This is a genomic window from Rhodococcus sp. G6(2025) (assembly GCF_058628105.1).
Genome location: NZ_CP179750.1, coordinates 5,286,050 through 5,300,565, shown reverse-complemented (window position 1 = coordinate 5,300,565; position 14,516 = coordinate 5,286,050). Strand labels below are relative to the sequence as shown.

Here is a 14,516-nt window from a genome sequence, read left to right as displayed (position 1 = left end):
GGTGCCTGTTCCGTCCCGCCCGCAGTCGGCGTCAGTGGAGGTGAAGGTCACAGACAGCCTTCGCCCCGCCCAGCCGGTCCGTACCACGGTGAGCGCTCTGGCAGCGCTCGCCGGAGCGAGGGTCGAGGCACCCACCGGAACCGCCGAGCACGTCATCGTCACCGGGGTGGATCTCCGCGCCCAGGGGATCGTCGAGGGCGATCTGTTTGCGGCCCTTCCCGGGGCCCGCGCGCACGGCGCGGAATTCGCCGCCGACGCTCTCGCACGCGGCGCGACCGCGATCCTCACCGACGAGGCCGGATTCGCGCTGGTGTCCGCGCTGGGCTCGGACATGCCGGTGCTCGTCCACGACGACCCACGCGGCGTCCTCGGTGAGCTGTCGGCAACCATTTACGGCCGGCCCTCGGAGAAGATGCAGGTCATCGGCATCACCGGAACGTCAGGGAAGACCACGACCTCGTATCTCGTCGAAGCCGCACTCACCGCCGCGGGGCGGACGACCGGTCTCGTGGGCACCATCGAGACCCGGATGAGTGGCCGCCGGGTGCCGAGCGCACTGACGACCCCCGAGGCGCCGCAGCTCCACGCCCTGTTCGCCGTGATGCTCGAGCAGGGGATCGACACCGTCGTGATGGAGGTGTCCAGCCACGCGCTGTCGCTCGGCCGCGTCGACGGAGTCCGCTTCGATGTGGGCGCCTTCACGAACCTCTCCCAGGACCACCTGGACTTCCACCGCGACTTCGAGGACTACTTCGCGGCGAAGGCGCGGCTCTTCGCGGCCGATTCGTCCGTGCACGCCCAGCACGCCGTCATCTGCATCGACGACGTGTGGGGACAGCGGATGGCCGACGTCGCCCGCGGTGCGCACTCGATCGTGACGACGGTCGCGACCACGCCGGACCGCGAGGGCGCGGTGTGGACGGCGGGCCCGGCGACGGTGTCGCTCTCGGGCTCGCAGACCTTCGCGCTCACCACGGCCGAGGGCACGACACTCGACGTGGAGCTCCGTCTGCCGGGGCAGTACAACGTCGCCAACGCTTCCCTCGCCGTCGCACTGTGCGCGGCGCTGGGTGTCGATCCGCGCGACGCCGCCCGGGGCATCGCCGGGGTCGACGTGCCGGGCCGGGTGCAGCGGATCGACCGGGGACAGGACTTCCTCGCCGTCGTCGACTACGCGCACAAGCCCGCAGCGGTCGAGGCCGTGATCGCGACGCTGCGCGAGCAGGTGCGCGGTCGCGTCGCCGTCGTCGTGGGTGCGGGCGGCGACCGCGACGCAGGCAAGCGGCCGCTGATGGGCGCCGCGGCCGCGCGCGGTGCCGACCTGCTGATCATCACGGACGACAACCCCCGCACCGAGGATCCGGCGAAGATCAGGGCCGCGGTCCGCGAGGGCGCTCTCGGAGTGCCCGAATCCGAGCGGGGACAGGTGTGGGAAGTAGCGGACCGAGCGAAGGCGATCGCCGACGCCGTCGGCTGGGCGCAGGCAGGCGACGTGGTTCTGGTCGCAGGCAAGGGACACGAGATCGGTCAGGAGATACACGGGGTGAAGTACCCATTTGACGACCGCGACGTACTGGGCGACGCGATCGAGCGACAGGTCGGAGGAGCGCGATGATCCCGATGACACTCGCTCGCATCGCCGAGATCGTGGGCGGCGAACTGCACGACGTCGCCGATCCGTCGGCCGAGGTGACGGGAACGGTGGAGTTCGACTCGCGCAAGGTCACCGCCGGGGGGCTGTTCCTCGCCCTGCCCGGCGCCCACGTGGACGGCCACGATCACGCGGCGTCGGCGGTCGAGGCCGGTGCGGTCGCAGTCCTGGCCGCGCGCCCGGTCGGCGTCCCCGCGATCGTCGTCACCCCGACGCCCAGCGACATCCCGAGCAAGGCGATGGCTCTCGAACACGACACCGACGGATCGGGCGCCGCCGTGCTCGCGGCCCTCGCGAAGCTCGCGCGCGCCTCCGTCGACGGCCTCACCGCGAAGGGGCTGACCGTCGTCGGCGTCACCGGATCGGCGGGAAAGACGTCGACCAAGGATCTGCTCGCCGCCGTCCTGCGCCCCCTCGGCCCCGTCGTCGCGCCGCCCGGATCGTTCAACAACGAACTCGGCCACCCGTGGACCGCGCTGCGCGCGGACGCGGACACGGGATTTCTGGTTCTGGAGATGTCGGCCCGCGGCCGCGGCCACATCGCCTCCCTCGCGAACATCGCACCCCCGAAGATCGGGGTCGTCCTCAACGTGGGTACGGCGCACCTCGGCGAATTCGGTTCGCGTGACGCGATCGCCGCCGCCAAGGGCGAACTCGCGGAGTCGCTGCCCTCGGCGGACGAGGGTGGTGTCGCGATCCTCAACGCCGACGATCCGCTGGTGGCAGCCATGGCCCCGCGCACGTCGGCCCGTGTGGTCCTCGTCGGCCGGTCGGAGTCCGCGCACGTGCGGGCCACCGACATCGTGCTCGACGAGAAGGCAAGGGCGCGTTTCACTCTCACGGCGCCGGTGGGCAGTGTCGCCGTCGAGCTCGCCGTGCACGGCGAACACCAGGTCGGCAACGCGCTCGCCGCAGCGGCGGTGGCGCTCGAATGCGGGGCGGACCTCGAGCAGATCGCGCAGGCCCTCTCCGGTGCCGCCGCCGTCTCGGCGCGCCGGATGGACGTCCGCGACCGGCCGGACGGTGTGACCGTCGTCAACGATTCGTACAACGCGAACCCCGACTCGATGCGGGCGGCCCTGAAGGCGCTGGTGTCGATGGCCAGGATGGGCCGGGGTGCGGCGCGCCGGAGTTGGGCGGTGCTCGGAGAAATGGCCGAGCTGGGTCCAGAATCAGTGGTCGAACACGACGCCATCGGCAGATTCGCCGTCCGACTGGACGTGAGCAGGCTGATCATCGTCGGAACCGGCAGGCCCGCCCGCGCCATGCATCAGGGTGCGGTCATGGAGGGTTCGTGGGGTGAGGAGTCGATCCTCGTCCCCGACATCGCCGGTGCGGTCGCCTTGCTCGAAGCGGAACTGGCGCCGGGTGATCTGGTGCTGGTCAAGGCGTCGCAGTCCATCGGATTGTGGGAGGTCGCGGACACGGTGTTGGCGGGAAGCACGGGACAGAAGGGTTCGGAGGCTACGCGGTGAGACAGATCCTCTTCGCGGCGGGCATCGCGCTCGCCGTCTCGATTCTGCTGACCCCCGTTCTCATCAAGGCCTTCTCCCGTCAGGGATTCGGCCAGGAGATCCGTGTCGAAGGTCCGGCGAGCCACCAGTCGAAGCGCGGCACCCCGACGATGGGTGGCGTCGCCATCCTCGCCGGACTGTGGGCCGGCTACTGGGGTTCGCACCTGATCGGCATCGGCTACAACGCGGACGGGCCGTCGGCATCGGGACTGCTGGTTCTCGGTCTCACGACGGCGCTCGGCGGGGTCGGGTTCCTCGACGACTTCATCAAGATCCGCAAGCAGCGCAACCTCGGACTGAACAAGACGGCGAAGCTGGTCGGACAGCTCATCGCGGCAGTGGCGTTCGGCATTCTCGCGCTGCAGTTCCGCGGCGCGAACGACCTCACACCGGGCAGCGAGCACCTGTCGTACGTGCGTGACATCGCGACGGTCACGATGGGCTCCGTCGTGTTCGTCGCGTTCTGCTACCTCCTGGTGAGCGCCTGGTCGAACGCGGTCAATCTCACCGACGGCCTCGACGGTCTCGCTGCCGGGTCCATGAGCCTGGTCCTCGGCGCGTACGTGATCATCACGTTCTGGCAGTACCGCAACGCGTGCGAGACGAGCCCCGGCAAGGGCTGCTACGACGTCCGAGATCCGCTCGACCTGGCCCTGATCTGCGCGGCCGGTGCCGGTGCGTGCATCGGATTCCTGTGGTGGAACGCGGCGCCCGCGAAGATCTTCATGGGCGACACCGGTTCGCTGGCACTCGGCGGCATGCTCGCCGGACTGTCGATCACGACGCGCACCGAACTGCTGATGGTCGTGATCGGCGCGCTGTTCGTCGCCGAGGCGGCATCGGTCGTGATCCAGGTCGCGGTGTTCCGGTCGAGCCGAAGACGAGTGTTCCGGATGGCTCCGTTCCACCACCACTTCGAACTCGCAGGGTGGGCGGAAACCACGGTGATCATCCGGTTCTGGTTGTTGGCCGCCATCGCCTCCGCGATCGGGCTCGCGCTGTTCTACAGCGAGTACCTGGCAGCGATCGGGGGCTGACGACGTGGCAGAGGAACACGGCGGGCTCGACTGGTTGCGGGGTCGCAGCGTCCTCGTCGCCGGTGCGGGTGTCTCCGGCCGGGCCACCATCGAACCTCTTCGTGACCTCGGTGCGCTCGTCACCGTGACCGACGCAAACGTCGACGCCCTCGCCGAGTGCGCGCGGCTCGGCGCCGCGACCGTCCCGATCGACGATCTGCTCGCCGAGCGGGACCGGGTCGCCGAGTTCGCGCTGGTCGTGACGAGCCCGGGGTTCCGCCCGGACGCACCGCTGCTCTCGCTCGCCGCCGGGGACGGGGTACCGATCTGGGGCGACATCGAGTTCTCGTGGCACGTGGACCGGGCCGGGCTCTACGGCCCGCCGCGACGGTGGCTGGTGGTCACCGGCACCAACGGCAAGACCACGACGACCTCCATGCTGCAGTCCATCCTCGAGGCGGCCGAGCTGCCGAGCCTGGCCTGCGGCAACATCGGGCTTCCGGTGCTCGACGCCCTGCGGCACACCGAACCCCGGGCGGAGGCGCTGGCGGTCGAACTCTCGTCGTTCCAGCTGCACTGGGCGCCGTCGGTCCGGCCGGCCGCAGGCGCGATCCTCAATATCGCCGAAGATCATCTGGACTGGCACGGCGGGATGCAGCCGTACATCGATGCGAAGGCGCGCGCCCTGACCGGTGAGGTCGCGGTGCTGGGCCTCGACGACGAGGTCGCGTCCTCTCTCTTCTCCTCGTCCCTCGCAGCCCGGACCCTGGGTTTCCGGCTGGGGGTGCCGGCGCCGGGCGAGCTGGGTGTCGAGGACGGGTACCTCGTCGACCGCGCGTTCGCGGACGGCGAGCGGCTGGCCCCGACCGAGGGGATCACTCCGCCCGGGCCTGCCGGACTGATGGATGCCCTGGCCGCGGCGGCTCTGGCACGGGCGATCGGAGTTCCGCCGGACGCCGTCGCCGCAGGTCTAGCCGCCCACGTCGTGGGCCCGCACCGCGCGGCACTCGTCGCCGAGGTCGGGGGCGTGACGTTCGTCGACGACTCCAAGGCCACCAACCCGCACGCCGCCCGCCCGTCGATACTCGCCCACGAGCGGGTGGTGTGGATCGCCGGGGGTCTGCTGAAGGGTGCGCGGGTCGACGACCTCGTCCGGGAGGTGGGCGGTCGCCTCGCCGGCGCCGTCCTGCTCGGCCGCGATGCGATGCAGATCGCAGAGTCCCTTGCGCGACACGCCCCCGAGGTTCCCGTGGTCACTGTCGAAACGGGAGACGATGCAGGTGTGAGTGCAGTCCCGCAGACCGCGACGCACCGGGTGGTGCTGCCGGCGGACACCGACAGCGACGCCGTGATGGGTGTCGTCGTGCGTGAGGCGGCTGCGCTGGCAACGGCAGGGGATTCCGTCGTCCTGGCGCCCGCGGCGGCCTCGCTCGACATGTTCGCCAGTTACGGCCACCGGGGGGACAGCTTTGCGGAAGCCGTCGGCGGGCTCGACGCGTCGGACATCTCCAGGACGCTGCGATGACCTCCGCCGGAGCCCGCACCCGACGCGTCCCCGAGGGACAGCGGTCCCCGGCTCGCACGGCGGCCGCCCCCGGTGTGGCGAAGCGTGCACCATCCGGTCCCCGCACCCGCACCACACCTCCGCGCGGCCCGCGCACCCGGATCGGGGCCTGGCTGTCGCGACCTCTGGCGTCGTTCCACCTCGTGGTCACCATCGCGTTTCTGCTGACGGTCCTCGGCCTGGTGATGGTGCTGTCGTCGTCGAGCGTCGAGGCCTACGCCTCCGACGGTTCGGCGTACACCCTCTTCACCCGGCAGGCGTTGTTCGCGGCTCTCGGGCTCGGCCTGTTCTACGCGGCGCTGCAGATCCCGGTCCGGGTGATGCGCGCCCTGTCGTTCCCGGCCTTCGCGGTCACGATCATCCTGCTGGTTCTGGTCCTCATACCCGGCATCGGCACCGTGTCCCAGGGCACCCGCGGCTGGTTCGTCGTCGCGGGATTCTCGTTGCAGCCCGCCGAGCTCACCAAGATCGCGTTGGCCGTGTGGGGTGCGCACATCCTGGCGTCGCGGCGCAGCGACATCTCCAGTATCCGGGACATGCTCGTTCCGCTGGTGCCGGCCGCGCTCGTCGCGTTCGTCCTGATCATCCTGCAGCCCGACCTCGGCACGACGGTCTCGCTGGCCATCATCCTGATGGCGCTGCTGTGGTTCGCGGGCCTGCCGCTGAAACTGTTCGTCGCCATCCTCGGCACCGGTTTCGGCGGAATCGTGATCCTCGCGCTCACCGCCGGCTACCGCTCCGCTCGCGTGCGCGAGTTCCTCAATCCCGGTTCCGACCCGCAGGGCATCGGGTACCAGTCGCGGCAGGCGATGTATTCGCTCGCGGACGGCGGGATCCTCGGACGAGGGCTGGGGCAGAGCCGCGCGAAGTGGAGCTACCTGCCGAACGCCCACAACGACTTCATCTTCGCGATCATCGGCGAAGAGCTCGGATACCTCGGCGGCGCCGCCGTCCTCGGCTTGTTCGGACTGTTCGTGTACACGGGCCTGCGCATCGCGGCCCGGTCCGCCGACCCGTTCCTGCGCCTGCTCACCGGAACGGCGACGGTGTGGATCACCGGGCAGGCGTTCATCAACGTGGGGTACGTGATCGGGCTGCTGCCCGTCACCGGCCTGCAGTTGCCGCTGGTGTCGGCCGGCGGAACGTCGACGGCCACCACACTGTTCATGTTCGGCCTCGTCGCCAACGCGGCGCGGCACGAACCGGAGGCGGTCGCGGCGCTGCACTCCGGGCAGGACGGCCCGTTCGGTCGTCTTCTGCGTCTCCGCAAGCCGGAGGCGTATTCGCCGGTGCGGGCCGACGCGGCACGCGCCGAGGCGGTGCGCCGCGCCGAAGCCCGGCGGAGGGCCGGTCGCGAGATGGCCCCGCGGACCCGCAGCGTCACATACGAGAAGGGCCGCCCCGAACGCGGCAAGGGCCGCACCCCCGAACGAGGTGCACGTCAACAGCGAAGCTCGGGTGGCCGAGCAGGAGAGCGAGGATTTCGTAGGTGAACGGCGACAAGTCCACCCTGTCGGTGATCGTGGCCGGTGGTGGTACCGCCGGGCACATCGAGCCGGCTCTGGCAGTGGCCGATGCGATCAAGGCGATCGACGACACCGCGGTGGTGACCGCTCTCGGCACGGCGCGCGGCCTCGAAACCACCCTGGTTCCCGAGCGAGGCTATCCGCTCGAGCTCATTCCGCCGGTGCCGCTGCCCCGTAAACCCACCCTCGACTTGCTGCGGCTTCCCGGCCGGGTACGCGCGTCGGTGCGCCGCACCCGCGAGGTGCTCGACGCGACCGGCGCCGACGTCGTCGTCGGTTTCGGCGGGTACGTCGCGCTGCCCGCATACCTGGCGGCCGGCCCCGGTCTGCTCCGCCGCAGGCGCCGCATTCCGATCGTGGTGCACGAGGCGAACGCCAGCGCCGGGATCGCGAACAAGATCGGTGCCCGCCGCGCCGCCCGGGTCCTGGCGGCGGTCGCCGGTTCCGGAGTGTCCGCTCGCGGCCGCTCGGAGGCGGAGATCCTCGGGATCCCGGTCCGGGCGTCGATCACCGGTCTCGACCGGGCGGCTCTGCGCGCGGAGGCGCGTGCACACTTCGGGCTCCCCGCCGAGGGTCCGGTGCTGCTCGTCTTCGGCGGCTCGCAGGGTGCGCGGTCGCTCAACGAGGCCGTGTCGGGCGCGGCGGAGTCGCTCGCCGCGGCCGGTGTGGCCGTTCTGCACGCGCACGGACCGAAGAACACCCTCGACGTTCCCGCGACCCCGGGCGGCCCGCCCTACGTGGCCGTTCCCTACCTGTCGCGGATGGACCTCGCGTATTCGGCCGCGGACGCGGTGATCTGCCGGTCGGGCGCGATGACGGTGGCGGAGGTGTCGGCGGTGGGACTTCCCGCGGTATACGTGCCGCTGCCCCACGGCAACGGGGAGCAGGAACTGAATGCGCGACCGGTGGTCGCCGCCGGAGGTGGAATGATTGTCGCCGACGGAGACCTGTCCGCCCGATTCGTCGCGGAGACCGTGATCCCTCTGCTGCGCGACCCCGCACAGCTCGAGGACATGGGGCGACGGGCGGCCGGCGCGGGTCACCGCAGCGCAGCCACCGAGGTTGCGCGGATCGTGCTCGACGTGGCCGCGCTGACAAGGGGAACCCGATGACCGACCTGCCCGCGGAGTTGGAACGAGTCCACATGGTCGGGATCGGCGGCGCCGGAATGTCCGGAATCGCGCGGATCCTGCTGGCCAGGGGAGGGCAGGTGTCCGGATCGGACGCCAAGGAGAGCCGCGGCGTCCTCGCCCTGCGTGCCCGCGGCGCGCAGGTCCGCATCGGCCACGACGCCGGCGCGCTCGACCTGCTGCCCGGCGGCCCGACCGTCGTGGTCACCACCCACGCCGCCATCCCCAAGGACAACCCGGAACTGGTGGAGGCGGCCAGGCGCGGGATTCCCGTGATCCTGCGGCCCGCGGTGCTGGCGTCGCTGATGCAGGGGCACCGCACCCTGCTGGTTTCCGGCACCCACGGCAAGACGTCGACCACGTCGATGCTGGTGGTGGCGCTGCAACACTGCGGTTTCGATCCGTCGTTCGCGGTCGGCGGCGAACTCAACGAGGCCGGAACCAACGCGCACCACGGCAGCGGCGACGTGTTCGTCGCGGAGGCCGACGAGAGCGACGGTTCGCTACTCCAGTACGACCCGGACGTCGTCGTCGTCACCAACGTCGAAGCCGACCACCTCGACTACTTCGGCAGCACCGAGGCGTACATCCAGGTGTTCGACGATTTCGCGGCCCGTCTGTCGCCCGGCGGTCTGCTCGTCGCCTGTCTCGACGATCCAGGGTCCGCGGCGCTCGCGCAGCGGGTGGCGGCGCGAGGGCTGCCCGGTGTGCGGGTGCTGGGATACGGCAGCGCCGAGAACGCGGACGGGGCCTTCGCGTCGGTCGACGGCGTCGAGGTCGGCGCGCGACTGCTCAGCTTCGAGGCGAGGGACGTCGGCGGAGTCCTGCAGTTCCAGCTGGCCGGCGAGCAGTCGCCGAGGACGGTCCGGATGGGTGTGCCCGGCAGGCACATGGCGCTCAACGCGCTGGCCGCTCTCCTCGCCGCCCGGGAGGCAGGCGCCGACGTGGACGAGATCCTCGAAGGCATCGCCGGATTCGGGGGAGTGCACCGCCGGTTCCAGTTCACCGGCCGCGAGCACGGGGTCCGCGTGTTCGACGACTACGCGCATCACCCGACGGAGGTGCGTGCCGTGCTCGGCGCCGCCGCCGATCTGGTGCGCCAGCCCCACGAGGCCGACCGCCGAGAATACGAGGACTCGGTGCGCAGCGGCAAGGTCATCGTGGTGTTCCAGCCCCACCTGTACTCCCGCACAGCAACATTCGCGGAAGAGTTCGGACACGCCCTGGATCTCGCCGACGAGGTCGTGGTCCTCGACGTGTACGGCGCGCGGGAAGAACCGCTCCCGGGTGTCAGCGGCGCCCTGGTCGCGCTGTCGGTGTCGAAGCCGGTGCACTACCAGCCCGACCTGTCGCAGGCACCGCGTCAGGTCGCGGCACTCGCGTCCCCCGGGGACGTGGTGATCACCATGGGTGCCGGTGACGTGACGATGCTCGGCAACCAGATCCTCGACGCTCTGCGTGCGGCTCCGCACCACCACCCGTCGCGATGACGCGGGAGCGTCGGGGCCGGTCCGAGCGGCCGGACCGCCCGGTTCGCCCGGTTCGCCGCGACGTCCAGCGAAGTCCGCGGCCGGGGGCTGCGGCCGGTGCCCGCGCGACGGCGAGCGATCGGGCGTCCTCGCGTCGGCGCACCTCGACGGTCACCGAGCCCGGAACGCGGCGCACCCGCGAATCGGCCTCGGCGGCACGGAAGTCCGCGGCGGTGGAGACACCGCGGCGGCCGTGGTACCGGCGGCCGGCAGTGATGGGCGCCGTCGGTGTCGTCGTGGTCGTGGCGCTCGGTCTCGTCGCCTGGTTCACTCCGCTGCTGTCGGTGCGGAAGACGGATGTCGCGGGGGCGATGTCGATCTCCGAGGAGCAGATTCGCCAGGTGCTGGCGGTGCCGCAGGGGCAGCCGTTGCTGCGTGTCGACACGGAGGGCGCGGCTCAGCGGGTCGCCGCGATCCCGAAGGTGGCGTCCGCGCGCGTCCAGCGGGTGTACCCGTCCACCATCCGGGTCACGGTAACCGAGCGGGTGCCCGTCGTGTTCGTCGACAGCCCCGGCGGTACCCATCTGCTCGACGCGGAGGCCGTGGACTACGAGATCGCACCGCCGCCGCCCGGGGTGCCGCGTCTGGTGACGGAGTCGCCGGGGTGGGGCGACCCGTCGACGGCGGCGGCGATCGAGGTGCTGGAGTCGATGCCGCCTCAGCTGCGCGGTCAGGTGGGACAGGTTGCGGCGAAGTCGATTTCGGATATCTCGGTGACGCTGCTCGACGGCCGGATCGTGGTGTGGGGCGGTACGGAGAAGTCCGAGCGCAAGGCTGCGGTCACCCTGCCGCTGCTCACCCAGCCCGGGCAGACGTACGACGTGTCGAGTCCCGACCTGCCGACGGTGCGGTGAGGGGTCGTGACCCGGATGCGAAACAGTTGCGGGCGAGTTCGTCAAATAACTCGGCGCGTCTCGGCGCGCCTAATGGCGTATCCCTATGCCGGTGCATAGCGTTTCGCTCTAGTCGAGCAGCACTTGACATAACCGTAACCCTATGGTTGAGGTTGAGAGTTCAGGCTGGACCGATCTGTACGAAAGCGTGATACACACTCATGGAAGGCGAGAGCCGATGACGCCCCCGCACAACTACCTCGCCGTAATAAAGGTCGTCGGCATCGGCGGCGGCGGCGTGAACGCAGTCAACCGGATGATCGAGCAGGGACTCAAGGGAGTCGAGTTCATTGCCGTCAACACCGACGCGCAAGCGCTGCTGATGAGTGACGCCGACGTCAAGCTCGACGTCGGCCGGGAACTCACCCGCGGGCTCGGCGCCGGCGCGGATCCCGAAGTCGGCCGCAAGGCCGCAGAAGACCACAAGGACGAGATCGAGGAAGTCCTCAAGGGCGCCGACATGGTGTTCGTGACCGCAGGCGAGGGCGGCGGCACGGGTACCGGTGGCGCACCGGTCGTGGCGAGTATCGCGCGCAAGCTCGGAGCCCTCACCGTCGGTGTCGTCACCCGCCCCTTCTCCTTCGAGGGCAAGCGCCGCGGCGGCCAGGCCGACACCGGCATCCAGTCGCTGCGCGAATCGTGCGACACCCTCATCGTGATCCCGAACGACCGCCTCCTGCAGCTCGGCGACGCCGCCGTCAGCCTCATGGACGCGTTCCGCAGCGCCGACGAGGTGCTGCTCAACGGTGTCCAGGGCATCACCGACCTCATCACCACCCCCGGTCTGATCAACGTCGACTTCGCCGACGTCAAGGGCGTCATGTCCGGCGCGGGTAGCGCGCTGATGGGCATCGGATCATCGCGCGGCGAGGGCCGCGCCATCAAGGCCGCGGAATCGGCGATCAACTCTCCGCTGCTCGAGGCGTCGATGGAGGGTGCGCGCGGCGTGCTGCTCTCGATCGCCGGTGGCAGCGACCTCGGCCTGTTCGAGATCAACGAGGCGGCGTCGCTGGTGCAGGAAGCTGCCCACATCGACGCGAACATCATCTTCGGCACCGTCATCGACGATTCGCTCGGCGACGAAGTGCGGGTCACCGTCATCGCCGCCGGGTTCGACGGCGGCGCCCCCGCCCGCCGGCCGGTCGAGTCGGGCGCTGCCGGTCGCAGCGCCATCGGTGCCGGGCGCGCGGGCGAGGTCGGACAGTCGGCCGACCAGCACAGCGAGCCGATGTCGGTGACCCGCGAGACGATCAGCTCCCACCAGAGCCCGAGCAGTCTGCCGCCGCTTCCGGGAAACGGTCAGTCCCGCGCGGTGCCGGTGTCCGACGAGGAGGGTGAAGACGAAGTCGACGTGCCCTCCTTCATGCGTCGTTGAGTTCACCGTCCACCCCCGATTTCAGGGTTCGCCGGGTCGTCACCACCCGTGCCGGAGGGCACTCCGTCGCACCGTACGACACGTTCAACCTCGGTGATCACGTCGGCGACGATCCGGCCGCGGTGGAGGCGAACCGGCGTCGACTGGCAGACAACATCGGCGTGGCCTTCGACCGCCTGATCTGGATGGAGCAGATCCACAGTCGCAACGTGACCGTGGTCGACGGGCCCACCGACGTGCCGGTACCCGCCACGGACGCGCTGGTGACGACGGTTCCGGGGATCGCACTCGCGACCCTCAGCGCCGACTGCGTCCCGGTGCTGCTGTCCGACGACGAGGCCGGAGTGATCGCCGCAGTCCACGCCGGCCGGATCGGCGCCCGCATCGGCATCGTTCCGCGGGTGCTCGACGTCATGGTCGAGCAGGGGGCGCGCGTCGACCGGATCGGCGCATTCCTGGGTCCGGCGGCCAGCGGCCGACAGTACGAGGTCCCCGCGGCGATGCAAGCCGACGTCGAGAAGTTCCTTCCCGGCAGCGCCACCCGCACCGTCAAGGGCACCCCCGGCCTCGACCTGCGGGCGGGCCTGCGGAAGCAACTGCTCGACGCGGGTGTCGCGGGGGTGGCGGAGGATCCGCGCTGCACCATCGAGGACCAGACACTGTTCAGTCATCGCCGGCAGGCCCCGACCGGTCGGCTCGCGGCGGTGATCTGGATGGATACTGGGCAAGACAGCGTGTGACGACGACCGCCGACGGCGGTGAGGATCGGTGTGGGAGTGGAAACGATGAGCAGGGTCGGGGAGATCGAGGCTGCGCTCGGCGCCGTGCGCGCACGGCTCGACGCGGCGTGCCGGGACGCCGGTCGCGACCCCGCGGAGGTGTCGCTGCTGCCCGTCACCAAGTTCTTCCCCGAATCCGACGCGCGGATCCTGTACGAACTCGGGTGCCGCGAATTCGGGGAGTCGCGGGAGCAGGAGGCCACGGCCAAGATCGCGGAGTTCCGCACCGTGGTGACGGATCCGTCGGTGCGGTGGCACATGATCGGACACCTCCAGCGCAACAAGGCGAAGGCCGTCGCGCACTGGGCGTACGCCATCCACTCGGTGGACAGTGAACGACTCGTCGGCGCCCTCGGCCGCGCGGCGACCGCGGCTCTCGAGGCGGGGGAGCGGCCCGAGCCCCTGCGGGTGCTGCTGCAGGTCAGTCTGGACGGCGATCCGCAGCGCGGCGGTGCCGCGATCGCCGACCTCGAACACCTTGCCGCGGAGGTGCAGTCGTCGCCGGGACTCGAATACCGCGGACTGATGGCGGTTCCGCCGATCGACGCCGACCCGGACGCGGCGTTCGAGGAACTGGAGAAGATACACGCGCGGCTCAGGCGCGACCATCCGGATGCGACGGACCTCTCAGCGGGCATGACCAATGATCTCGAGCACGCTGTCCGACACGGGTCGACGTGCGTGCGTGTCGGAACCGCGCTGTTGGGTTCGAGGCCTATAACCTCGAAATAGATCGCCCAGGTGATCGCCAACCCGTCCACACCGCTGCGACCGGTCGCAGTTGGATCCTGTCCGCCGCGCCAAGGAAGGTCGATCAATGAGCAGTCTGCACAAGTTCAAGGCTTACTTCGGCATGGTTCCCCTCGACGACTACGAGGACGAGTACCTGGACGAGCCGGAACCTGCGCGCAGGGCTGCTCGACCGGCCCGCGACAGTGGACGTGATCCGTACCTCGACCGTGACGACCGTGACTTCGCCGAGCCGGCCTTCAGCAAGGCTGCCTATGCTCCCGGCCGCCGGGACGACCTCGACGACGACTTCGACCGGTACGACGGCCCCCGGCACTCGTCCCGGGTCGAACCCGTGGCCGTCCGGTCGGCCCGTCCCAGCGCCAGCGGTGCGGTGCGCGGCAGCACCCGTGGCGCGCTGGCCGTCGACACGCGGTCCGAGCGGGTGGAGAGTCGTCGCGGACCCCTCTTCGACGAAGGTGGGCCGCTGTCCAAGATCACCACGCTGCGCCCCCGCGACTACGGGGAGGCCCGCACCATCGGCGAGCGGTTCCGTGACGGCACCCCCGTCATCATGGACCTCGTCGAGATGAGCAACGCGGACGCCAAGCGCCTCGTCGATTTCGCCGCCGGACTGGCATTCGCGCTGCGCGGGTCCTTCGACAAGGTGGCCACGAAGGTGTTCTTGCTCTCACCCGCAGACATCGACGTGTCCGCCGAGGAGCGTCGCCGCATCGCGGAAACCGGCTTCTACAGCCAGAAGTAAACCGGGGAGCGGGGGAAACGACCATCGGGATCCGAACGTCCGAA

The 14,516-nt window shown here is 70.4% G+C and carries 12 protein-coding genes; all 12 read left to right on the top strand.

Annotation, left to right across the window (positions count from 1 at the left end; translation table 11 throughout):
* Window position 1 precedes the first annotated feature (1 nt).
* The 12 genes from ACLIVD_RS24335 (at window position 2) to ACLIVD_RS24280 (ending at window position 14,472) form a co-directional block, all read left to right on the top strand.
* Window positions 2-1,615: a UDP-N-acetylmuramoyl-L-alanyl-D-glutamate--2,6-diaminopimelate ligase gene (locus tag ACLIVD_RS24335; RefSeq protein ID WP_491930794.1), complete on the top strand. Its 1,614-nt coding sequence runs from the start codon at window positions 2-4 to the stop codon at window positions 1,613-1,615.
* Window positions 1,612-3,126: a UDP-N-acetylmuramoyl-tripeptide--D-alanyl-D-alanine ligase gene (locus tag ACLIVD_RS24330; protein WP_491930793.1), complete on the top strand. Its 1,515-nt coding sequence runs from the start codon at window positions 1,612-1,614 to the stop codon at window positions 3,124-3,126. The genes ACLIVD_RS24335 and ACLIVD_RS24330 overlap by 4 nt, the downstream gene beginning before the upstream one ends.
* Window positions 3,123-4,202 carry a phospho-N-acetylmuramoyl-pentapeptide-transferase gene (gene mraY, locus ACLIVD_RS24325; RefSeq protein ID WP_005247625.1) on the top strand — a complete coding sequence of 360 codons (1,080 nt, stop codon included), beginning with the start codon at window positions 3,123-3,125 and terminating at the stop codon, window positions 4,200-4,202. The genes ACLIVD_RS24330 and mraY overlap by 4 nt, the downstream gene beginning before the upstream one ends.
* A gap of 4 nt (window positions 4,203-4,206) precedes the next feature.
* Window positions 4,207-5,706: a UDP-N-acetylmuramoyl-L-alanine--D-glutamate ligase gene (murD, locus tag ACLIVD_RS24320; protein WP_491930792.1), complete on the top strand. Its 1,500-nt coding sequence runs from the start codon at window positions 4,207-4,209 to the stop codon at window positions 5,704-5,706.
* Window positions 5,703-7,238: a putative lipid II flippase FtsW gene (gene ftsW / locus ACLIVD_RS24315; RefSeq protein WP_491930791.1), complete on the top strand. Its 1,536-nt coding sequence runs from the start codon at window positions 5,703-5,705 to the stop codon at window positions 7,236-7,238. The genes murD and ftsW overlap by 4 nt, the downstream gene beginning before the upstream one ends.
* Window positions 7,235-8,383 carry an undecaprenyldiphospho-muramoylpentapeptide beta-N-acetylglucosaminyltransferase gene (gene murG / locus ACLIVD_RS24310; protein ID WP_283334263.1) on the top strand — a complete coding sequence of 383 codons (1,149 nt, stop codon included), beginning with the start codon at window positions 7,235-7,237 and terminating at the stop codon, window positions 8,381-8,383. Before ftsW ends, murG begins: the two co-directional genes overlap by 4 nt.
* Complete coding sequence (murC, locus tag ACLIVD_RS24305; RefSeq protein WP_283334264.1) at window positions 8,380-9,891, top strand: UDP-N-acetylmuramate--L-alanine ligase; 1,512 nt, start codon at window positions 8,380-8,382, stop codon at window positions 9,889-9,891. Before murG ends, murC begins: the two co-directional genes overlap by 4 nt.
* Window positions 9,888-10,784 (top strand): cell division protein FtsQ/DivIB, encoded by an 897-nt coding sequence (locus tag ACLIVD_RS24300; protein WP_491930790.1) that lies wholly within the window; start codon window positions 9,888-9,890, stop codon window positions 10,782-10,784. Before murC ends, ACLIVD_RS24300 begins: the two co-directional genes overlap by 4 nt.
* Before the next feature lie 217 nt (window positions 10,785-11,001).
* On the top strand, window positions 11,002-12,198 hold the full coding sequence (gene ftsZ, locus ACLIVD_RS24295; RefSeq protein WP_105413648.1) for a cell division protein FtsZ: 1,197 nt from the start codon (window positions 11,002-11,004) through the stop codon (window positions 12,196-12,198).
* Entirely contained in the window at window positions 12,195-12,938 is a 744-nt protein-coding gene (pgeF, locus tag ACLIVD_RS24290) for a peptidoglycan editing factor PgeF (RefSeq protein ID WP_283352560.1), read from the top strand. Before ftsZ ends, pgeF begins: the two co-directional genes overlap by 4 nt.
* A 45-nt stretch (window positions 12,939-12,983) precedes the next feature.
* Window positions 12,984-13,709: a YggS family pyridoxal phosphate-dependent enzyme gene (locus ACLIVD_RS24285; protein WP_317567686.1), complete on the top strand. Its 726-nt coding sequence runs from the start codon at window positions 12,984-12,986 to the stop codon at window positions 13,707-13,709.
* An 85-nt stretch (window positions 13,710-13,794) separates the two neighbouring features.
* A complete protein-coding gene (locus ACLIVD_RS24280) occupies window positions 13,795-14,472 on the top strand; it encodes a cell division protein SepF (RefSeq protein ID WP_283334268.1) in 678 nt (225 codons plus the stop codon).
* The last annotated feature ends 44 nt before the right edge of the window (window positions 14,473-14,516 follow it).